General features: G+C 63.2%; 22 protein-coding genes, 1 tRNA gene and 1 pseudogene. 8 read left to right on the top strand and 16 right to left on the bottom strand.

Translation table 11 applies throughout. The features are described 5' to 3' along the window. Positions 1-104 precede the first annotated feature (104 nt). From ACTJKE_RS00535 to ACTJKE_RS00525, 3 genes and pseudogenes are all read right to left on the bottom strand, one after another. Positions 105-521 (bottom strand): MAPEG family protein, encoded by a 417-nt coding sequence (locus ACTJKE_RS00535; RefSeq protein ID WP_057250923.1) that lies wholly within the window; start codon positions 519-521, stop codon positions 105-107. A 98-nt stretch (positions 522-619) separates the two neighbouring features. After that, positions 620-2,122, bottom strand: coding sequence for an IMP dehydrogenase (guaB, locus tag ACTJKE_RS00530; protein ID WP_057250925.1), 1,503 nt, complete (start codon positions 2,120-2,122; stop codon positions 620-622). A 224-nt stretch (positions 2,123-2,346) separates the two neighbouring features. Further along, a pseudogene (locus ACTJKE_RS00525) lies at positions 2,347-3,206 on the bottom strand (MBL fold metallo-hydrolase); the annotation flags it as partial. A 189-nt stretch (positions 3,207-3,395) separates the two neighbouring features. Here ACTJKE_RS00525 and ACTJKE_RS00520 point away from each other — a divergent pair. Continuing rightward, positions 3,396-4,805: a DHA2 family efflux MFS transporter permease subunit gene (locus ACTJKE_RS00520; protein ID WP_058325428.1), complete on the top strand. Its 1,410-nt coding sequence runs from the start codon at positions 3,396-3,398 to the stop codon at positions 4,803-4,805. Positions 4,806-4,865: 60 nt separating this feature from the next. On the opposite strand, the gene ACTJKE_RS00515 is transcribed toward ACTJKE_RS00520, so the two are convergent. From ACTJKE_RS00515 to ACTJKE_RS00505, 3 genes are read right to left on the bottom strand one after another with little or no spacing between them, the layout of a single operon-like run. Beyond that, the gene (locus tag ACTJKE_RS00515; protein ID WP_058325427.1) at positions 4,866-5,246 is read right to left on the bottom strand and encodes a VOC family protein; all 381 of its coding nucleotides are present in this window, start codon (positions 5,244-5,246) and stop codon (positions 4,866-4,868) included. A gap of 1 nt (position 5,247) precedes the next feature. After that, positions 5,248-5,985: an RlmE family RNA methyltransferase gene (locus ACTJKE_RS00510; protein WP_058325426.1), complete on the bottom strand. Its 738-nt coding sequence runs from the start codon at positions 5,983-5,985 to the stop codon at positions 5,248-5,250. Beyond that, positions 5,982-7,565 carry a Ppx/GppA phosphatase family protein gene (locus ACTJKE_RS00505; protein WP_058320459.1) on the bottom strand — a complete coding sequence of 528 codons (1,584 nt, stop codon included), beginning with the start codon at positions 7,563-7,565 and terminating at the stop codon, positions 5,982-5,984. Before ACTJKE_RS00505 ends, ACTJKE_RS00510 begins: the two co-directional genes overlap by 4 nt. Positions 7,566-7,937: 372 nt before the next feature. Between ACTJKE_RS00505 and ACTJKE_RS00500 the strand changes: the two genes are divergently transcribed. Then, a tRNA-Gln gene (locus ACTJKE_RS00500) sits at positions 7,938-8,011 on the top strand. Positions 8,012-8,115: 104 nt separating this feature from the next. Here the strand turns inward: ACTJKE_RS00500 and ggt are convergent. Continuing rightward, complete coding sequence (gene ggt / locus ACTJKE_RS00495) at positions 8,116-9,720, bottom strand: gamma-glutamyltransferase (protein ID WP_058325425.1); 1,605 nt, start codon at positions 9,718-9,720, stop codon at positions 8,116-8,118. Between the two features lie 204 nt (positions 9,721-9,924). On the opposite strand from ggt, the gene ACTJKE_RS00490 reads away from it, so the two are divergent. Continuing rightward, positions 9,925-10,173, top strand: coding sequence for a hypothetical protein (locus tag ACTJKE_RS00490; protein WP_057250937.1), 249 nt, complete (start codon positions 9,925-9,927; stop codon positions 10,171-10,173). A 46-nt stretch (positions 10,174-10,219) separates the two neighbouring features. Here the strand turns inward: ACTJKE_RS00490 and ACTJKE_RS00485 are convergent, their stop codons facing one another. Then, positions 10,220-11,359: a fumarylacetoacetate hydrolase family protein gene (locus ACTJKE_RS00485; RefSeq protein ID WP_058325424.1), complete on the bottom strand. Its 1,140-nt coding sequence runs from the start codon at positions 11,357-11,359 to the stop codon at positions 10,220-10,222. Positions 11,360-11,613: 254 nt separating this feature from the next. On the opposite strand from ACTJKE_RS00485, the gene ACTJKE_RS00480 reads away from it, so the two are divergent. Further along, entirely contained in the window at positions 11,614-12,084 is a 471-nt protein-coding gene (locus ACTJKE_RS00480) for a hypothetical protein (RefSeq protein WP_082663374.1), read from the top strand. Positions 12,085-12,158: 74 nt separating this feature from the next. Here the strand turns inward: ACTJKE_RS00480 and ACTJKE_RS00475 are convergent, their stop codons facing one another. Further along, the gene (locus ACTJKE_RS00475) at positions 12,159-12,779 is read right to left on the bottom strand and encodes a TetR/AcrR family transcriptional regulator (RefSeq protein ID WP_058325422.1); all 621 of its coding nucleotides are present in this window, start codon (positions 12,777-12,779) and stop codon (positions 12,159-12,161) included. Between the two features lie 92 nt (positions 12,780-12,871). Between ACTJKE_RS00475 and ACTJKE_RS00470 the strand changes: the two genes are divergently transcribed. Further along, on the top strand, positions 12,872-13,624 hold the full coding sequence (locus ACTJKE_RS00470; RefSeq protein ID WP_058325421.1) for a 3-oxoacyl-ACP reductase family protein: 753 nt from the start codon (positions 12,872-12,874) through the stop codon (positions 13,622-13,624). A gap of 81 nt (positions 13,625-13,705) precedes the next feature. Here the strand turns inward: ACTJKE_RS00470 and ACTJKE_RS00465 are convergent, their stop codons facing one another. Then, the gene (locus ACTJKE_RS00465) at positions 13,706-14,959 is read right to left on the bottom strand and encodes an NAD(P)/FAD-dependent oxidoreductase (RefSeq protein WP_058325420.1); all 1,254 of its coding nucleotides are present in this window, start codon (positions 14,957-14,959) and stop codon (positions 13,706-13,708) included. A 291-nt stretch (positions 14,960-15,250) separates the two neighbouring features. Beyond that, complete coding sequence (locus tag ACTJKE_RS00460) at positions 15,251-15,415, bottom strand: DUF1328 domain-containing protein (protein WP_065372751.1); 165 nt, start codon at positions 15,413-15,415, stop codon at positions 15,251-15,253. 226 nt (positions 15,416-15,641) lie between these two features. Here ACTJKE_RS00460 and ACTJKE_RS00455 point away from each other — a divergent pair, with 226 nt between their 5' ends. Further along, positions 15,642-15,839: a hypothetical protein gene (locus tag ACTJKE_RS00455; RefSeq protein WP_057250939.1), complete on the top strand. Its 198-nt coding sequence runs from the start codon at positions 15,642-15,644 to the stop codon at positions 15,837-15,839. 130 nt (positions 15,840-15,969) lie between these two features. On the opposite strand, the gene ACTJKE_RS00450 is transcribed toward ACTJKE_RS00455, so the two are convergent. Together ACTJKE_RS00450 and ACTJKE_RS00445 are read right to left on the bottom strand one after the other, a co-directional pair. Further along, positions 15,970-16,167 carry a CsbD family protein gene (locus ACTJKE_RS00450; protein WP_057250941.1) on the bottom strand — a complete coding sequence of 66 codons (198 nt, stop codon included), beginning with the start codon at positions 16,165-16,167 and terminating at the stop codon, positions 15,970-15,972. Positions 16,168-16,215: 48 nt separating this feature from the next. Then, on the bottom strand, positions 16,216-16,539 hold the full coding sequence (locus tag ACTJKE_RS00445; protein WP_057250943.1) for a hypothetical protein: 324 nt from the start codon (positions 16,537-16,539) through the stop codon (positions 16,216-16,218). A gap of 461 nt (positions 16,540-17,000) precedes the next feature. On the opposite strand from ACTJKE_RS00445, the gene ACTJKE_RS00440 reads away from it, so the two are divergent. Next, positions 17,001-17,249, top strand: a complete 249-nt coding sequence (locus ACTJKE_RS00440; protein WP_034800856.1) for a glycine zipper domain-containing protein — start codon at positions 17,001-17,003, stop codon at positions 17,247-17,249. Between the two features lie 60 nt (positions 17,250-17,309). Here ACTJKE_RS00440 and ACTJKE_RS00435 read toward each other — a convergent pair whose 3' ends face one another. Continuing rightward, positions 17,310-17,513 (bottom strand): NepR family anti-sigma factor, encoded by a 204-nt coding sequence (locus ACTJKE_RS00435; RefSeq protein ID WP_058325604.1) that lies wholly within the window; start codon positions 17,511-17,513, stop codon positions 17,310-17,312. Positions 17,514-17,699: 186 nt separating this feature from the next. Between ACTJKE_RS00435 and ACTJKE_RS00430 the strand changes: the two genes are divergently transcribed. Further along, entirely contained in the window at positions 17,700-18,497 is a 798-nt protein-coding gene (locus ACTJKE_RS00430; RefSeq protein ID WP_057250945.1) for a response regulator, read from the top strand. A 10-nt stretch (positions 18,498-18,507) separates the two neighbouring features. Here the strand turns inward: ACTJKE_RS00430 and ACTJKE_RS00425 are convergent, their stop codons facing one another. Together ACTJKE_RS00425 and ACTJKE_RS00420 are read right to left on the bottom strand one after the other, a co-directional pair. After that, entirely contained in the window at positions 18,508-19,638 is a 1,131-nt protein-coding gene (locus ACTJKE_RS00425; RefSeq protein ID WP_373419808.1) for an AI-2E family transporter, read from the bottom strand. A 155-nt stretch (positions 19,639-19,793) separates the two neighbouring features. Further along, on the bottom strand, positions 19,794-19,964 hold the full coding sequence (locus tag ACTJKE_RS00420; protein WP_093231984.1) for a hypothetical protein: 171 nt from the start codon (positions 19,962-19,964) through the stop codon (positions 19,794-19,796). Between the last annotated feature and the right edge of the window lie 129 nt (positions 19,965-20,093).

The following is a 20,093-nucleotide window of genomic DNA, read 5'->3' as shown; positions in this document are numbered from 1 at the left end:
ACCCGCAAAGGCGGCATCGGGTACTTGATACGCATCAAGGCGCGTGGATCGTTCGCGCAGACTGTCTCAGATTTGCGCCAATTCGCTTGGGGCGCGAACCGGGATCAGCTCATCGCCATCCAGACGGCAAGCCACACCCACATGGCAAAAAGCGTCGCGACGCCCCCCATGAACAGCGGGCGACGATAGCGGATGCGGTTGTTCGTGACATGTACGAAGGCGTGCACGTAGCGCAGGACGACGAAAAGCCAGGCAAGCGCGAGGGAGACGATGTTGTCGGCCTCGGTGATGTAGAGCAGCACGCAGCAGACGTAGAAGAGAACGGGCAGCTCGAACTGGTTGGCGATGCTGTTCTTCACCACCAGGCTTTCGCCCGGCTCGTCACGGTTCTCCCGAAACTGGGCCGCATGCACCTTACCGGCGCGCACCAGCCTCATCCGGCGGAAGGATAGGAGAGCGTAGAGGCAGAAGACGAGAAAAACATGGACCACGATCGGCCAGAAGATCTCGAAACCCGTCATGCGCTGCTCCCTGAAAAAAGCTTATTCTGAAAAACACTTAATCTGAAAAGGCGAAGGGCGCCGCGAGATAACGCGGCGCCCTTCGAATGCAATCGCGATCAGTGCGCGCCCGGATAGTTCGGGCTTTCGCGGGTGATCGTCACGTCATGGGCGTGGCTTTCGCGAAGGCCGGCGCCGGAGATACGTACGAACTGCGCGCGCTCCTGGTATTCCTTGATGGTCGGGCCACCGACATAGCCCATGGACGCCTTGAGGCCGCCGGCGAGCTGGTGGAGCACGCCTGCAACCGGCCCCTTGTAGGGAACCTGGCCTTCGATGCCTTCCGGAACCAGCTTCAGCGTGTCGCGTACTTCCGCCTGGAAGTAGCGGTCCGCCGAGCCGCGGGCCATGGCGCCGACGGAACCCATGCCGCGATAGGCCTTGAAGGAGCGGCCCTGGTAGAGGAACACTTCGCCCGGGCTCTCGTCGGTACCGGCAAGAAGCGACCCGATCATGACGGCCGAAGCGCCGGCAGCGATCGCCTTGGCAAGGTCGCCGGAGAACTTGATGCCGCCGTCGGCGATGACGGGAATGCCGGCCGCCTGGGCAGCTTCGACGGCGCTCATGATCGCGGCCAGCTGCGGAACGCCGACACCGGCGACGATGCGGGTGGTGCAGATCGAGCCCGGGCCGATGCCGACCTTGACCGCATCCGCACCGGCATCGATCAGCGCCTTGGTGCCGGCGGCAGTGGCGACGTTGCCCGCCATGATGCGAACGGAGTTGGAGAGCTTCTTGACGCGGGCGACGGCGTCGAGCACGCGCTGCGAGTGGCCGTGGGCGGTGTCGACGACGATCAGGTCGACGCCGGCATCGATCAGACGCTCCGCACGCTCAAAACCATCGTCACCGACGGAGATGGCGGCGGCGGCACGAAGGCGCCCTTGTGCATCCTTCGAGGCGTTCGGGTTGAGCTGCGCCTTCTCGATGTCCTTGACGGTTATGAGACCGACGCAGCGACCGTCGGCGTCGACGACCAAAAGCTTCTCGATGCGGTGCGCGTGCAGGAGGCGCTTGGCTTCCTGCTGGTCGACGCTTTCCTTGACCGTGACCAGGTTCTCATGGGTCATCAGCTCATGGATCTTCTGGTTCGGATCGGAAGCGAAGCGGACGTCACGGTTGGTGAGGATGCCGACGAGACGACCCTGTTTCTGGCCACCGGCGCCACCGTTCTCGACGACCGGGATGCCGGAAATGCCGTGCTGCTTCATGAGGCCGAGCGCATCGGCAAGCTTGGCGTCGGGGCCGATCGTGACCGGATTGACGACCATGCCGCTTTCGAACTTCTTGACCTGCCGAACCTCTTCGGCCTGCTCCGCAGGCGTCAGGTTGCGGTGGATGACGCCGATGCCGCCGGCCTGTGCCATGGCGATTGCAAGGCGCCCTTCAGTCACCGTGTCCATCGCCGAAGACAGGATCGGCAGGTTGAGGTCGATGTCCTGTGCAATGGTGGTGGCGATATTGGTCTGACCCGGCATGACTTCGGAATGTCCGGGCAGGAGCAGGACGTCGTCGAAGGTCAGAGCCTCCAGACCAGTTGCGGTTTCGATGATGCGCGCCATGGCCAATTCCCTTCAAATAACGAAAACCCCCGGGGACGGGCTGCGATTTGTCCACCGGGCGACTTCAAAGCGTGTCTTGGAAGTTGGCGAGGGCTCGTAACACGGATATGTCAGGATGAAAATAGCCAAAGCCGGGAAATGTCCCGCCTTCGGCCGATATTTGTTGCAGAGCAGCAATTTCGCGAGATGCGGCCCGTCATCCGGCTCGATACCGATCAGATATCGAGCCTGCGGCGCGTCTCGGCCGCCTTCGCCTTGTCCATGTCGAAGCGCACTTCCCAATCGGGGCGCTGCAGCGACAGCACATAGTGATTGGCGGTATCGGCCGTCAGCATCATGCCCTTGCCGTCGGAATCGAGGCGGAACACCATGTGACCCGGCGAATGACCGAAGGCGGCGACGGCCGAGATGCCGGGTACGACCTCGGCGCCGTCGCCGATTAAAGTCGTCTTCTCCGCCAGCGGCACCACCTTCTCCAGCACCGCCTTGTACCCGTTTTCCGCCGGCGTGCCGGCGCGTGCCGTATCCTTCCAGAAGGCATATTCCGTTTCGCCCATCACGTAGCGCGCATTGGCGAAAGCCGGCTTGCCGGCCTCCATGAGACCGCCGATGTGATCGCCATGCATATGGGTGACCACCACAACCGAGACCTGCTCCGGCGCATAGCCGGCGGCGCGGATACCTTCGACGAGACGCCCCAGGCCGGCTTCGCGACCGCCCTCACCCCTGCCGGTATCGAAGAGCACGACATCCGTTCCGGTATCGACGAGAACCGGCGAGAAACTGTTGACCAGCGCTTCGGTCGGCAGAAAGTTCTGTTGCAGCAGTTCCGCAACCGCCTGCTGTGGCTGTTTGGTGCCATAGATCTCATGCGGTTTCTCGGTGACGCGCGTGCCGTCATTGACGACGACGAGCTTGAAAACGCCAAGCTTGAGAGATCGGATCGGGGGATGGCTAGCGTTCATGTCGGTCTTTTCCGCCTTTTCCTCAGCCACCGCAACGCCCGTCATCAACGATGGCGCAGCCAGCACCCCAGCGTTCCCGCCCCCATCAAGGTCCGGCGCTTCATCGACATCTCACTCATGGTCCATCCCACTTCGTTGCCCTGTTGGATCCCGTTGCCCCATGGACAACTGGGCCAGAACTAGCGTCTTGACAGCGAAGGCCAGCCGGGATCACAGGCTTTTGATCCGCAATCACCGGTTTCGCCCCGACAAAAGCCATCACCGGCATTAGCTTCTCACTATCGCTGGCCGTCTTCGAAGCACATTCCATGAACCGTATCGTCCCGATGATCCTTGCCGTCGCTCTCTTCATGGAGCAGATGGATTCGACCGTGATTTCCACGTCGCTGCCGGCCATCGCCCGCGACATCGGCGTCGGGCCGATCACGCTCAAGCTGGCGCTGACCGCCTATATGGTGTCGCTTGCGATCTTCATTCCGCTTAGCGGCTGGATGGCGGACCGCTTCGGCGCCAAGAAGATTTTCCGCGCGGCGATCCTCGTCTTCATCGCCGGTTCCATTTTCTGCGCCATCTCCAACAGCCTTGTCGCCTTCGTTTTCTCGCGCTTCCTGCAGGGCATGGGCGGGGCGATGATGACGCCGGTCGCCCGCCTCGTGCTGGTGCGCGGCACGCCGCGCAGCGAACTCGTCTCGGCCATGGCGCTTTTGACGATCCCGGCTCTGGTCGGGCCGCTCGCCGGACCGCCGCTCGGCGGCTTCATCACCACCTATTTCTCCTGGCACTGGATCTTCCTGATCAACGTGCCTGTCGGCATCGCCGGCTACATCCTCTCGGGCATCTATCTGCCCAAAATGGAGCCGCGCGATCCTCCACCGGTCGACGCTCTCGGTTTCCTGCTCGGCGGCATCGCCGCCTCCGGCATCGTCTTCGGCCTGTCGGTGATCAGCCTGCCGGCCCTACCGCCGATCGTCGGCATCGCTTCGGTGGTGACCGGTGTGGTCGCGACTCTGCTCTATATCCGTCATGCCCGCCGCCACCCGGCGCCGGTTCTCGATCTCAATCTCTTCAAGGACAGCGCGTTTCGCGCCGCCTCGATCGGCGGCACGATCTTTCGTATCTCGGTCGGCGCAGTGCCCTTCCTGATGCCCTTGATGCTGCAGGTCGGCTTTGGGCTCAATCCGTTCCAGTCCGGTCTCATCACCTTCATCGGCGCAGTCGGAGCCATCACCACCAAGTTCTACGCGCGGCGCGTGCTTGCCTTCGCCGGCTTCCGTACGACATTGATCCTCGCCGCAATCCTCGCCGCGATCACCACCTTCGCCAATGGCTTCTTCACGCCGGCGACGCCCTATCTGGTGATGATCACCATCCTGCTGATTGCAGGCTTCGCCCGTTCCTTCTTCTTTACCAGCGTCAACGCGCTTTCCTTCGCCGATATCGACGATGCGGACGCCAGCAAGGCGACCTCGATGAGTGCGGTGCTGCAGCAGATCAGCCTGGCGCTCGGCGTCGCCGTTGCCGGCGCGATCCTGGAAATCGAGACGAAACTCAGCGGCGGCCCGCTGCAGCTCGACGATTTCCACACCGCCTTCATGATCATCGCCGGCGCCAACCTGATCGCGGCGATCCCGTTCCTGACCATGGCGAAGAACGCCGGCGCCTCGGTTTCCGGGCACCGGCTACCAGTGCGCGAAGTCGAGTCGGCCGCCGGGAAGTAAGGATATTTCAGGGAAACGCGCGGCGATTCTCCGTCCGAAAGGACGGCGCCATAGCGCGAACTATTCCGGGCGCTCGCACACGGCGGCGAGCTTGTTGCCGTCGAGATCGCGAACCCAGGTGCCGTAGAAGTTCGCGTGGAACGGGCGAAGCCCCGGTGCGCCCTCATCGATACCGCCATTGGCAAGGGCTGCCGCGTGGAAGGCATCGACGGCTGAGCGCGTCTCGGCGTCAAGCGCGATGCTCACGCCGTTGCCATAGGTGGCGGGCGCGCGATTGAAGGGCGTCACCACCCAGAAGCGGATGCGGTCGCCCGCAGCACCGTAACCGATCTCGGTCTCGTCCTGCCGTTGGCGGTGATAGCCGAGCGCCGGCAACACCGCGTCATAGAACGCGCCGGCGCGTTCCAGATCGTTTGTGCCGACGGTCACGTAGAGCAGCATGCTATTCCGCCGCCTCGTCTTCGGTTTCCGTTTCGTTTCCGGCCTTCTGGCGCCCCTTGAAGCCCTTGGCGAGCAGGAACATTTCGACCGATTCGGACCGCGACGATGCCGGCTTCACATGGATGACCTGGCGGAAATTCTGCTTGAGCATATTGAGCAGTTCGCGCTCCGTGCCGCCCTGGAAGGTCTTCGCCAGGAAATGCCCACCTTCGGCAAGCACGTCGACGGCGAAATAGGCCGCGACTTCGCAGAGATGCATGGTGCGCAGGTGGTCGGTCTGGCGGTGTCCGGTCGTCGGTGCCGCCATGTCCGAAATCACCAGATCCGGCGTACCGCCGATGGCTTCCATGAGCTTCCCCGGCGCTTCGGGATCGAGGAAATCCATCTGCAGGATACGCACGCCCGGGATCGGGTCCACTTCGAGGAAATCGATCGCCGCGACGCGCGGATCGGCGTCGGTCGAATTGGTGACCTTGGCGGCGATCTGCGTCCAGCTTCCGGGGGCGGCACCGAGGTCGATGATGCGGCGGGCGCCGGTCAGGATCTTGTGCTTCTCGTCGATCTCCAAAAGCTTAAACGCCGCACGGGCGCGATAGCCCTCGAGCTGGGCGCGCTGCACATAGGGATCGTTGATGTGGCGCTCCAGCCAGCGGCGGGAGGATGCCTTGAGCTTGCCCTTCTTGACCTTCTGGCCAAGCTTGCGGCCGCTGCGGTTGCCGCCAACAGGGGGTTTCGTCATGCCTTGTTTCCTTCCTGGCTGCCGGCGTTGGCGCCGCGCTGGTGACGGCGCGGCCGCGAGCGGCGCCAGGCTCCATCATCCGCCATCATATCGGTGAGCAGCCCTTCGCGCAGGCCGCGATCGGCGACACGCATGCGCGTCGACGGCCAGCGGCGGCGGATCGCTTCGAGGATCGCACAGCCGGCCAGCACCAGGTCGGCACGATCCGGACCGATGCAGGGATTGGCGGCACGCGCATTGAAATCCCAGGAGAGCAGGCGCGCCTGCATGGCGGAGACTTCGTCGTCGGTGAGCCACAACCCATCGACGCGGCGGCGATCATAACGCGGCAGGTCGAGATGCACGCCGGCAAGTGTCGTGACCGTGCCGGATGTGCCGATCAGGTGGAAGCCGCTGCCGGAGGCGCCGTTTGCCAGCGCCTCGACCGGTGGGCTGTCGAAGCGGGAGAGCATGCCTTCGACCTCCTGCACCATCGCCTCGAAGCTTGCCGGCGTCACGTGCTGGCCGCCATGGCGCTCCGAGAGCGTGACGACGCCGACCGGCAGCGAGGTCCAGTGGGTGATGTGATTGGCAAGCCGGTTCGACCTGGAATCGCCGATGCGGATGACGGCGATCTCGGACGAGCCGCCGCCGATATCGAAGAGCACGACCGAACGGGTCTCGCGATCGACGAGCGACGAGCAGCCGGAGACGGCAAGCCGCGCTTCGGTTTCGCGGTTGATGATCTCGAGATCAAGGCCGGTCTCCCGCGCCACCCGCTCAAGGAAGCTTTCGCCGTTTTCGGCGGCGCGCGCGGCCTCCGTCGCGATCAGGCGGCTGCGGCGAATCGTGCGGGCACCGAGCTTCGAGGCGCAGATCTTCAACGCTTCGACCGCGCGCTCCATCGCCTCGTCTGACAACCGGCCGCTGGCACCGAGCCCCTCGCCCAGGCGAACGATGCGCGAAAAGGCGTCGACCACCCGGAACTGGCCGGGGCGCGTCGGCTGAGCGATCAAAAGCCGGCAATTGTTGGTGCCGAGGTCAAGCGCGGCATAAAGCGGCGCCGGCGGTTCGCTGGCGGCAACATAGGGCGCGCGCGGTTGATCGGCGCGCTGGCCCGGCCGCTGCTGTGACGCCGTCTGCCCGTTGGAGGCGGAGGGCCCCGATCGCCCATTGCCGCCATCGGCAGCCCTTTGCTGGGCCGGCTGGCGCTCGCCGCTCGTGAGCGGACGCCCCTGGAGCCCACGGCGATGCCGCGCCTTCTTGCTGCGCTTGTGGCCCTTGCGCTCGCCGAGCGACGACTCAACGAGTTGCGCGCTGCCGCCCTGCGGCGCGGACGCGACTGCGGCCTGTTGTTTTGCGGATTTCGAACGACGACGCCGTTTGCGCTTGCGCGCCGGTTCCGCCTCGTTCTCTCCTGCGGGACGCCCTGCCATGCCGGCAGTGCCGGGCTGGCTGGCAATTGCAGACGGCGAAGCAGACGACTTGCGTCGTTTCCGCTTGCCCTTGCCGTTGCGCGGACCGAGCTTCGATCCATCACTGCGGCCTGCTGCCGACGCCCCGGATTCGGACGGCTTTTCGCCGTGATCGGGGTCTTTCACTTGTCTCAACCATGGCGCCGCGCAAGCCCAGGGGCCGCTCAAGGCGCTCTCTCGATTTTCGTTGGCGCGACTGTACCAGCGCCAGCCCCATTCGCCAAACTGTTTTTGACTGCGCCGCCAAGGGCTAAGCCCGCATACCGCCAACATTGCAGACGGCGATCCCGATCAGCCTCTTTTGTTCGGCACGCTCACCTATGCCGTTCGCCCACAAATGCGCGGCACCACGACGTACCGTCGGCACCGGCAAATCGGCGCAAAAATCCGGCCGCCACATCGAGATCGCATTTTTTTGGCAAAAGGTATTTGCATTGGCCGCGCTTTTGTTTATAAGCCCGCCACACCGACGCGACGGGCAGCGCCCGCCAGCGACCTTGGGGAATAGGTTAACGGTAGACCAGCGGACTCTGACTCCGTTAGTCCTGGTTCGAATCCAGGTTCCCCAGCCAAACTCTTCCTGCGATAGAACCGAATTTATGGCGAAACGAGCGCCCGCGGCCCAGCATCATCGCACCTTTTCATGCGCGGTGTGACCAACGGCAGTCCGCTAGCCCTAGAAAGCCAGGGCGCAGCCGTCCTTGCGCGGATCCGAGCCCGTCTGCAACACGCCGTTGACCGAATCGATCAGGATCGCCTGGCCGCCGCCGTGCGGCATCTCGGCCATCTTGATCTCGTGGCCGAATGCGGCGAGCCCTTTCAGCACGTCCTCGCGGATGCCGCGTTCTGCCTCGAAGCGGCCCATCTGGTGGAAGCCGCGGGCGCAGTCGATCGCTTCCTGCACGTTCATGCCGAAATCGACGATGTTGGTCAGCACGTGGCTCTGCCCAACCGGTTGGAAGCCGCCGCCCATCACCCCGAAGGAGAGCCACGGCTTGCCATCCTTCATCGCCATCGCCGGGATGATCGTGTGCAGCGGGCGTTTGCGCGGTCCCACGCAATTGGGGTGCGCAGGATCAACGCGAAAGCCGACACCGCGGTTTTGCAGCAGAACGCCGGTCTTCGGGCTGCTGATGCCCGTGCCGTAAGGCCAGAACAGCGAATTGATGAAGGAACAGGCGTTGCCCTTTTCGTCGACGACGCTGATGTAGACCGTGTCGCGATAGGTGGTGGCACCGGCTGGACCAACCACCGGCATGGCCTTCTTCAGGTCGATGCGGTCGCGCAGCTCGTCGGCAAAGGCGGCCGAAAGCAGCTTTTGTACCGGCACATCGGCAAAGTCGGGGTCGGCGACATACCTGTCACGCGCCTGGAAGGCCAGCCTCGTCGCCTCGGCTTCGATATGGAAACGCTCGACGCCGACCGGATCGTATTTCTTCAGATCGAAGCCGCTCAGGATATTGAGTATCAGCAAGGTGGTAATGCCGACTCCGCTTGGCGGGATTTCCAGAAGTTCTATGCCGCGATAGGTCGTAGAAATCGGATCGACCCAGAAGGCCTCCTGCGTGGCGAAATCGTCGAGCGCGTGCATGCCGCCGAGGCTGCGCAGGTAGCCCACCATGTCCTCGGCGACCCAGCCTGAATAGAAACCATCGCGGCCCTTGGCGGCGATCTCCCGCAGGACTTTCGCGTGCTCGGGCTGGCGGAAGACCTCACCGGTCCGCAGGGCGCGACCGTCCTTCAACCACATGCGGGCGCTGTTGGGGTCCGCCTTCAGCTTGTCTTCGTTGCGGTTCCAATCGACGGCGACCCTTTCGGTGACCGCAAATCCCTCCTCCGCGTGGCGGATGGCGGGCTGCAGCAGTTCACCGAGCGGCATGGAACCGAAACGCCGGTTCAGCTTGCTCCAAGCATCGACCGCGCCGGGGATGGTGACGGCGTGCACCGAGGTGAGCGGGATCTCGTTCAGTCCCTGTTTCAGCAGGTGTTCTGCGGTAAGGCCCTCGGGCGCACGGCCCGAACCGTTGAGGCCATAGACCCGACCGCCATCGGCGAGATTGGTGCCGGCGGGGGCGAAGAGAACGAAATTGTCGCCGCCGATGCCGGTCGAGCCCGGCTCGACCACGCATTGCACGGCGCAGGCGGCAATCGCGGCGTCAGCGGCATTGCCGCCCCGACGCAGAATCTCGATGGCGGCGAGCGTGGCAAGGGCGTGCGACGTGGCGGCGGCGCCATGCCGGCCCATGACGACGGAGCGGCCAGGCAGGTGCAGGTCACGCATGGAACGGGAACTCCAAGAACATAGGGACAACTCAGGCTCGCGAGCCTATGCGCCTGCCGGGCGGATGGAAAGGCCGACGTTGAAGCGCCGGAGACTGGTGCGGCGCATGAGGCGATTGGCGGGAGAACACTTCCGGGCTGCCCAAAGCTCCGCAGCAGGCGCATAATAGCTCACTTGCAAGCGATCACAGGCGGAGGACGGCCCATGTTCGATGCTGGCAGAAAGACGGACGCCGAATATGCGATCGAGTATATCCAGGAAAATCCGGAAGCCGGTCTTTGTTGCGAGGATCGGCGCTGGTGGATTACGCCAAACGCGAACGAAACCGATCGGCAGATCCTGTTTCTCGACGCCGCAGAGGCAGAACGGCTGAAGGACGATGCGCGGCTTCAAGTCGTGCCCGACATCGCCCACCCCGGCCGCGCTCTCTGGGTCATGCGGAAGATGACATAGCCGCCCGAGACCGGAATAGGTCGGGCAACGGAAGCGGCCGGTCGCGCTAAAGCAGGCCGCGTCCCGCGAGGTTGCGCATCAGCGCCGCAGCACCGAAATTCCAGGGCGCGCATTCCGTCGAAAGCCTGACGGTGTTGGTCAGCCGGCCGAGTTCGGCATTGGCAATCGTCACCACGTCGCCAAGCTTGTGGGTAAAACCCTGGCCGGGTTCGTCGCGGTCTTCGACAGGGGCAAAGAGCGTGCCCATGAACAGCATGACGCCATCGGGATATTGGTGGTGCGGACCGATGGTCTGGGCGACGAGATCGAGCGGATCGCGGCTGATCTCCGCCATCGAGCTTCGGCCGGTGAGCCGGTAGCCGTCCTCCCCTTCGACAAGCAGGGTGAGCTCGGCCTTGCGGACATCGTCGATCGTGTAGGTTTCGTCGAACAGGCGAATGAAGGGGCCGATGGCGCAGGAGGCATTGTTGTCCTTAGCCTTGCCGAGAAGCAGCGCGGAGCGGCCCTCAATGTCGCGCAGGTTGACGTCGTTGCCGAGTGTTGCGCCCTTGACCTGGCCTCTGGAGCAGACCGCGAGCACGATCTCCGGCTCCGGATTGTTCCAGCGCGAGGCAGGGTGCAGACCGACAGCGGCACCAGGGCCGACCGCCGAGAGCACCTGGGCCTTGGTGAAGACTTCGGCATCCGGGCCGATGCCCACTTCCAGATATTGCGACCAGACGCCCTCCTCCTGGAGCGCTGCCTTGACGCGGGCTGCTTCCGCCGAGCCGGGCTTCAGGTTGCGCAGGCTGTCACCGATGACGGCGGTGACGCGGCTGCGGATCGCTTCGGCGCGGGACGCATCGCCCGCCGCCCTCTCCTCGATGACGCGCTCGATCATCGAGCGCGCGAAGGTGACGCCACAGGCCTTCACTGCCTGCAGGTCCGAGGGCGCGATGAGATGGAGGGTCGATGCATCCGCTTTCCGCGCGAGACACTCTTCAAGCGAGGCAAGCCGCTCGCCGGCTACGGAGCGCACATGCGCGACCGGATCCGGGAGCTCAAGCAGGTCGCGCATCGTCGGCGTTGCCTTCGAGGTGATGTCGAACAGAGCGCCGTCGCGGATCGTGACAAGCGACGGCCCGCCGAGATCGGGACGCCAGACGCGGCCGACAAAAGTGCCCTTGCCAAACGCTGTATCGGTCATGCCGCCCATCCTCCGTGCGCACACTATTTCTTGCAGCCGAGAAGGGAGATGTAAAGCCGACGGCAGCGCGCAAGCGTCCCTTGGGTTGTAGCGTCCGGAACATTGCATATTTTCACGCGTTTACGGTTATGCCACGCGCCCTCCGGGCGCCCTTGTCGCTTCGCGACGGCGCGAAATCCGCTGCCTACGGCTGCCCGGAAGGTTCAGGAGCAGTCGCCTGAGGCCAGGAGGACGCCAAGAAAAGGATGAACGCAATGAACCAGCACGAAGAGTTCAAGGAAAAGCCGGTGATCGATCCGGTGACAGGGCAGCCTCTGCCGCAGACGCAAGCGCAGATGAGCGATGTGCCTCCGGCCCGGTCGGGGCGCAGCAACTGGCCGATCGTCATCATCCTGCTCGCCGGTCTGGTGTTGGCGCTGATCGCCTGGCTGCCGGCTGAACTGAGCCGGGATACCGCCGATACCGCGGCACCGCCGCCGACTACGGACCAGCCGGCAACGGGTCAGGCAACTCCGGACACGACGGCACCGGGTACCGCGACACCAGGCACGACGGGTCGGGTTACTCCGCCGGCCGATAGCACCACGGCGCCCTCTGGTGAAACGACGACCCAGCCGGCGCCCGAAGCGACGCCGCAGCAGGGTACCCCGACGCCCGAAACGCAGGGTTCGACCCCGAACTCGACGCCGGGCACGACGCCCAACATGACGCAGCCGGCACAGTAACGGTTGACCGACGGCCATGGCTGGAGGGCTCTCCCTCCGGCCATTGGCGCTTAAAAAGCGCTCAGTTCGGCCGCTCAGTTCGGCTTGATCGATGCCGCGACCATGGCGTCCCAGCCAGCGGCGGCGCAGTTGGCGATCGCCATCAAGGTTTCCCGTGTTGCGCCGTCGCGCGCCTCGATCGACATTCCATGCTGGAGCGAGGCGACATAGGCCGCGATTGCAGCGCACGGCGTGCCCTCAGGCAGATCGCCGTCCGCAATGCCGCGCTCGAACCGCCGCTCCAGCGCGACCTGCTTTTCAAGCCGGTGCACTTTCAACGCGTCACAGACCTCCGGATCCCCGCCCGCCATCTGCGGCGCCGAAAGCACGACCATGCAGCCGCGCGGTTCGCCGCCGCGGGTGAAGTTCTCGGCGGTGCGCCTCAGAAGGTCATGTACCGCCGCCTTGGCCGTTGGGGCCGTTTCCAGCTCATCCCAGATGCCGGCACCGTCCGTCCGGCCATAGAGATCGACCGCCTCGATGAAGAGCTGTGCCTTGCTGCCGAAGGCCGCGTAGAGGCTCGGCGGTTTCAGCCCCATCGCCTGGGTCAGATCGGTTAGCGACGTGTTGTCGTAGCCCTTGTCCCAGAAGAGCCGCATGGCGCTGGCGAGCGCCTCCTCTCGGGAAAAATTGCGTGGACGGCCGCGGCTCGACATGGGAGTAATTCCTTTCTGTATCGATCAATACATAAATCGCTTGACAGCGACTGGCAAGTCGTCCCTTTATATATGTATCGATCACTACAGATATGGAGAAACCAGTGACGAGTTTGAAAAACAAGGTGGCTCTGGTGACGGGTGGTAGCCGCGGCATCGGCGCGGCGATCGCAAAACGTCTGGCGGATGAAGGCGCAACCGTCGCGGTGACCTACAGCCAGTCCAAGGCAAAGGCTGAGGCACTGGTGGCGGAGATCACCAAGGGCGGCGGCAGGGCGCTGGCGATCCAGGCGGACAACCGCGATCCGGGCGCAGTCGAGGCTGCTGTCGGCGCGGTTGCCGAGAAGCACGGCCGCATCGACATCCTCGTCAACAATGCCGGCGTGTTCGATGCCGGAACGGTGACGGAGGTGACTGCGGACGACTTTGACCGGACGATCGACGTCAATGTGAAGGCGGTGTTCCTTGCAACGCGTGCTGCAGCGGCGCACATGCCCGAGGGCGGACGCGTCATCTCGATCGGCAGCAACCTTGCCGCCCGCGTTCCCTGGCCCGGCATGAGCCTCTATGTGCTGAGCAAGAGCGCACTTGTCGGATTTACCAAGGCGGTGGCGCGCGACCTCGGGCCGAGGGGGATTACCGTCAACGTCGTCCATCCCGGCTCGACGGATACGGACATGAACCCCGCCGATGGCGAGCTTGCCGGTCCGCAGCGCGGGCTGATGGCGATCCCCCGCTTCAACGAGGCAAGCGATGTGGCAGGCGTTGTCGCCTGGCTTGCGGGCCCTGACGGCCGCAGTGTCACCGGCGCCGAATTCACCATTGACGGTGGCACCAACGCCTGAAGCATCTTCCCTTCTACGGAAACGAAGTAAGCCGGAAGCGACGCTTCCGGCCTTGTGAAAATTTGGTCTTGGGTGCGGATCCTAAGAGAGGAAGCGTTCCGGCCGGTAGGGCGCGATGTCGATGACCGTCTTTTCTCCGGTCATCGCTTCCGCCAGTGCCCGGCCGGTGACTGGCCCGAGCGTCATGCCGTGATGCGCATGGCCGAAGGCAAACCACAGGCCTTCGTGGCGCGGCGCCCTGCCGATAACGGGCATCATATCCGGCGTGCAGGGGCGCGCGCCCATCCACGGCTCTTCGTCGCGGCGTTCGGCAAGCGGGAAGAATTCGCGCGCCACCCGTTCGGCGCGCGTCAATTGTACCGGCGTCTTCGGCGCATCGCGCCAGGCGAATTCGGCGCCGGTCGTCAGACGGATGCCGCGCAGCATCGGCGCCAGGAAATAGCCTTTCTCGGCATCAAGCACCCAGTTGTTGAGCTGCGCGCCCTCCTGCATGCCATAGTGCATGTGGTAGCCGCGCTTGACCGCGAGCGGGATATGGTAGCCGAGCTTGCGAGTGACCGTGTCGGCCCAAGGACCGAGCGCCACGACGACTTCGCGGGTCTCGAGCGGGCCCTCCGGTGTCGCGACGCGCCAACCGGGACCTTCGAGGATATGTTCCGTCGTGGCTGCGTCGCCGGAAACGAGGCGCCCGCCCAGCGATTGGAAATAGGCGAGATAAGCCTTGTTGAGACTGTGCGGGTCGCGGATCGACCAGGGATCGCTCCAGCGCAGACCGCCGACGAGATCAGCCTTGATCGACGGTTCGATCGTCTTCAGTTCGCTTGAAGACAGTTTCTGATGATTGACGCCGAAGCCGGCCGAAAGCTTTTCCGCCTCCTTGTAGGCGGCATCCCGCTGCTTCTCGGTGCGGAAAACCTTCATCCAGCCGTCTTTACGGATGAGATCGCCCGCGCCTGACGCCGCGATCAGGTCCTGGTGCTCGCTGATCGAATGCTCGATCAGCGGCGCATAGAGATGGGCGATGCGCTGGTGCTGGGTAAAGCCCGAATGCCACCAATAGCGCGCCAGGAACGGCACCAGCCCCGGCAGGGCGCGGAGGTGGTAGTGGGCGTCGATGGTGTTGTTCAGCGCGTAACGGAAGAGCGCGCCGAAATCATGCGGGAAGCCATAGGGAAACACACCCTCGCGCTGGATCAGGCCCGCATTGCCGTAGGAGGTTTCCTCGCCGGCGCCGCGACGGTCGAGAAGCACCACCGACTTGCCGCGCCGCGCCAGATGGATGGCGGTGGAGATACCGACGATGCCGGCGCCGAGAACCACTACGTCAGTCTTCATTTGCAGCTGCCCCGTTTTCCGATCAAGACAAGCCGCGGCTTTGCTCGAGCCACGGCGCCAACGTCATTTCTTCTTCAGCGAGCGGCTGGAGAGGATGATCCGCTCGACGAGCAGTTCCAGCGATTTCATGATCTTCGGTATCCTCAAGGCAAAAGCGGCGGTATCGGCATCAATAGCCAAGCGGGCCTGCAAGGGCAAGCAAGGCGAGCCGACGGAGCGGACCTGCGGATGCAAGAAGGGCGACGTTGCCGCCGCCCATGTCCAACTACCTTGCGTTTGCGACCGCTCCCGTCAGCCTCGACGCACCAGGCCCGCGACCAGCGAAATCACCAGGAAGACGAGGAAGAGGAAGAAAAGGACCTGCGCGATACCCGCCGAGGTACCCGCAACGCCACCGAAACCAAGTACACCCGCTATGATTGCCACAACGAGGAAGACAAGCGCATAGTATAACATAGCAATTCTCCTTGCCAGGATTACTGCAAAGCAAACGCCACAACTATCACTTTGTTCCAAATATCTTATGAAATGCGCTCTGAGAAAATCTTCATTCCCACGGATATTAACCATTCATTTACCATGATAGACAAAAGAGTCCCAAATCGAGACGGTTTGTACCGGAAATGCCCGGAACATTCGGGATACTCTGACGTTCCTCCTCCATGGAATATGCAGGGTCGAAATGAAGATGCCGATAGCACATATCTGGAAAACGGCGGTTGCAGCGGGTCGGGAGAGAAAAGATCTCCAGGCTGGCAATCTTCACATCGGTAAGACGATGCGCGATCTTTACGTCAATAGCAGCGAAGATCAGAGTGCGAAACTCGAACATCTTCTCGAAGAACTTCGCCGGCGCGAACGGATGGCACAGAAGAAATAACCAAGCTTCCGCAAGACAATTGAAAAGCCGCCGCGGCCAGGGCCGGGCGGTTTTTCTTATGTCATCGCCTGTCTTCTTCTGTTTGCAACTTTACGCGCCTCTGGTTGCCGAGCTTGTGTCGACCCTTTTCCTAGCGCCGTGACATCCACTCGTCGATCTGACGCTCCGCCTCGTCGCGTGCGACCCCGTAGCGGGCCTGAATACGCCCCGCAAGCTCCTGCCGACGACCATCGATGACGTCGAGATCGTCGTTGGTGAGCTTGCCCCATTGCGCCTGCACCTTGCCTTTCAGTTCATGCCATTTGCCTTCGACGATATCCCAATTCATTGCTTTGCCTTTCGGTTTGATGGGCCGCCACACGCGCGGCCCGTGAACTCAGTTGCGGGTCTTCGCATGGCTGTCGTGGCGCGCGGCAACCGTGTAACTGCCATCATCGACCTGCACCTTGACCTGCAAGCGGCCCGCAGGAGTGACGTGCCATTCGATGGTCGCGTCCTCGACAAGCAGAGCCGGGTCAACCTCGGCGCAGGCACCATAGGCGTGCTTGAAGGCCCCGGCGGTCGCCTTGATCGCCGGCGAAAGCAGTTCGCGGCATTCGTCTACGGTTTCGAACGCCTCGGTCGGCGCCGGCACCTCGCGGCAGGCGTCCGTGGCCTGCATGCAGCCGACCAGGACCATGATGGCAGCTATGTGTTCCATGGGCATGCTCCCCAACGTCAAACTTGAGAACGGCAAACGGGGACGACTGCCCTCCTGTTCCACCGGACGAGATCTAATTTTTGTTGGAACCTTTGCCCACGTAGCGCGTTCGCCGCGCCCATGCCTCGCGCTTCAGATGCGCATGGACGCCGTTCCGGCAGCCGTCGCTGCCGGCGAGAGATGCTATGCCGGACCGGCGGCTATGGAACAAAACGCAGCAGTCGTCGTTTTCGCAACGATAACAAGTGCTGCGACTGCGGCCGAGCGATGGAGGAGATGCTGGGAGGCAAGGACACACCACACGTAGCTCGCCCATTGCGAGCAAGTCAAAGCTGGCCAATGACGCGGCACCGGGTGCGACAGATGCCTCATTGTCGTCATTCTGTTCGTCATCAGTCCCGACAAATCAATTTCAAGTAACCGATTCTATGTTCAACAGAGCAACCGGATAGGAACGCGTCATGAAGAAGATACTGATCGTAGCAAGCCTCATTCTCCCGCTGGCCGCCTGCACGCAAACAGAAAAGGGTGCGGCAATCGGCGCAACCGGTGGCGCCATTGTCGGCGGCGCAGCAACGGGCAATGTCAGAGGTGCTGCCGTGGGCGCAGCGATCGGCGGCGTTGCCGGTGCACTCATCGGGAATGCCAACGAACCGGGCCGCTGCATCTATCGCGACCGCTACGGCCGCCGCTATGAGGCCGCCTGCTGATCGGCACGAACAATGGAGAAACGGGCCTTGGCCCGTTTCTTCCGTTAAGGCGGGTTAGGCTCAAGGCCCGCACTCAGCCGCCGCCGCTTCCGCTTTCTCCAGCTTTTCAAGCAGATCGACGAAGAGCTCAGGAACCGGCTCCTGTTCCAGCGCTTGATAGAGCGCCTTCAATCTGGCGCCGATCAGCCCGTGGGCATCCGAATTTTCCGCGGCCACACCCGGTCCTCCGCCCTGCCCTTCCCCACTTTCGGTCCCGTCGTCCATGTTCCGCATCTACCGCCGCTTGCGGCCTTTCCGTTGTTTTCCAACCATCCGCACAGAAGACCGCCTGGCGAGTGTGCCGGATTTGCTCTAGGCCGAAAAACGTGTTCAAAACCATTCACGTATTCCGCCAGATGTCCCCTATCCTCAGAAAACAAACGAATCGTATTGCACCTAAGGAAGTCGTTGATGTCCCTTTCGACCCGGATCGCGCCACACCTGCCCTTCCTGCGCCGCTACGCCCGCGCCGTCACCGGTTCGCAGGCCGCGGGTGACGGATATGTGGCCGCCGTTCTCGAAGCCCTCATCGAAGACATCGGCCTCTTCCCGGATACGTCGAACGATCGAATCAGCCTCTACAAGCTATTCTGCTCGCAGTTCGAGAAGATTTCGATTGATCGGACGGAAAACGCCTCGCCCTTTGCCTGGGAACAACAGGCGGCCGCGAACCTGTCGCTGATCGCGCCTGCGCCGCGCCAAGCCTTCCTGCTCGTCTCGGTCGAAGGCTTCTCGATCGCCGATGCGGCGGAGATCATGGGTCTGAGCCAAGGCGAATTTTCGAAGCTCTTGACGGTTGCCTCGGAAGACATCTCACGCCAGGTCGCAACCGATGTGCTGATCATCGAGGACGAGCCGCTGATCGCGCTCGACATCGAAGACATGGTGACAAGCCTCGGCCACAGGGTCACGGGCATCGCCCGCACCCATACGGAGGCGCTGGATCTCTATCGCAAGACATCCCCGAGGATGGTGCTCGCCGACATCCAGCTCGCCGATGGCAGCTCGGGCATCGATGCCGTCAACGAAATCCTCACGCAGGCGACGGTGCCGGTGATCTTCATCACCGCCTTCCCCGAGCGACTGCTCACTGGCAAGCGGCCGGAACCGGCCTTCCTCGTGACCAAGCCGTTCAATCCGGACATGGTGAAGGCTCTGATCAGCCAGGCGTTGTTCTTCGACGAGCACGCCCGCTCGGCTCGGCGCTGATCTTTCCCCTTCAGCCAGGCAGTTGCCGTTCCGGCGGCTGCTCACGGATTTCTTCGACGATTGCAAGGACGATGAGAGAAAGCGGCAGCGCCAGCATGGCGCCGACCGCGCCCCACATCCAGGTCCAGAAGACGATCGCAATGAACACCAGAAACGGATTCACCTCGAGTTCACTGCCGAGGATGGCCGGAATGGCGAGATTTTCCATGGCCAGGTGAACGACGAAGAAAGCCACGGCCGGCGCCAGCGCCAGCCACAGCACCTCGTGCGTCATCAGCCCGCCGACGACAAGGCTCAGCGTCATCACCGTCACGCCGAGATAGGGAATGAAGCTTGAGACAAAAGCAAACAGGCCCCAGAGCGGCGGCATGGCGAGGCCACCGACGAGTGCGATGACCATCGTCACAGTTCCGAGTGCCAGATAGATCAGGCTGGCGATGGAGAAGTACCGCGCCAGTGCATCTTCAATGGCATTCATAATGCGGATGGCGCTGAGGCGCTGCTCGCGGCCGGCAAAGGCGAGAATGATGGCTTTGCGCAGTTCCAGCCGGCCAAGCAGAAACAAACCGAGCGCTGCGAGAAAGATCAAAGTCTGTACGAGGGCCGGTGTCAGTCCCCCGACGGTGGCAGCGAGCATCGGTCCGGCGTTCTTCATAACGGTATCGGCAATCGCATCGTTCCCTACGCTCCGCGCGACCGCCAGCCGCAACCACTCAAACCGGTCGACAAAGGGCATGATGCGCGCCACGACGCCCTCGGCAAGCTTCGGCGCTTCGGAGGCGAGTGCCGTCAGCGGGCCGAGCAATGCGTTGACGAGGAAGGACAGACCGATCACGAAAATCATCGCCAGCAGCAGGCCGCCGAAGATCGGCGGCAAACCATAGCGCGCCAGTGCGTCAGCCGTGCGCCCGAGAACGATACCGACAACGATCGCGAGCGTGATGGGCAGCAGGATCGTCTCCATGGTGTAGATGGCAGCGGACCCGGCAATGACGAAGAGGCCGACGATGCTCCAGGCAACCATCAGATCGATACCGTCACGCCGCGGCGCGGTCGACGGCGCCGCCGTCGCAACGGCCGCCTCCTCTTCGACAATGCGTCTTGCGCGCTTGTACTCGTGTGAAGCACCGGCTCGCCGCAAGGTTTCCAAGATCACGCCTCGCTGTCCCTCAGGCATGCCTCGCTGTCCTTCAGGCACGGACGCGCGACTGCCGTCCGGTCTTGCGGGCAGGACATCGAACTGCCCAGCCGCAGGCTTCGCCTCAGATTGCGGCACGCCGCCTGGATCGCGCTCGATCAATGACGTTCCGGTGGAAAGATATGCAGGGTCAGCGAGAGCAGACCGAGGCCGAGAATGATGACGAGCAAGGTGTTAGCGACACCCGCAGCGGTGTCCGGAATGAGACCGAAAGCGATCAGGACGCCCGCGAAAAGAAGGACACAGACCCGTGGTAGCCAATAGAGCATAGACAGTCCTCCCAAAGGTTGGCCCGGTTTTTTGGCCAGATTCTTGGTTCGGACGATAACGTGCGGGCTCGCCAATTGGTTCCCTGCGCGACCCAAGCGGCGCCACGAAAAACGCCGCCGGACAGGAGG

It is taken from the genome of Ensifer sp. 22521, assembly GCF_052044795.1.
Classification (GTDB): domain Bacteria; phylum Pseudomonadota; class Alphaproteobacteria; order Rhizobiales; family Rhizobiaceae; genus Ensifer.
This window is presented reverse-complemented; position numbering and strand designations above follow the sequence as displayed.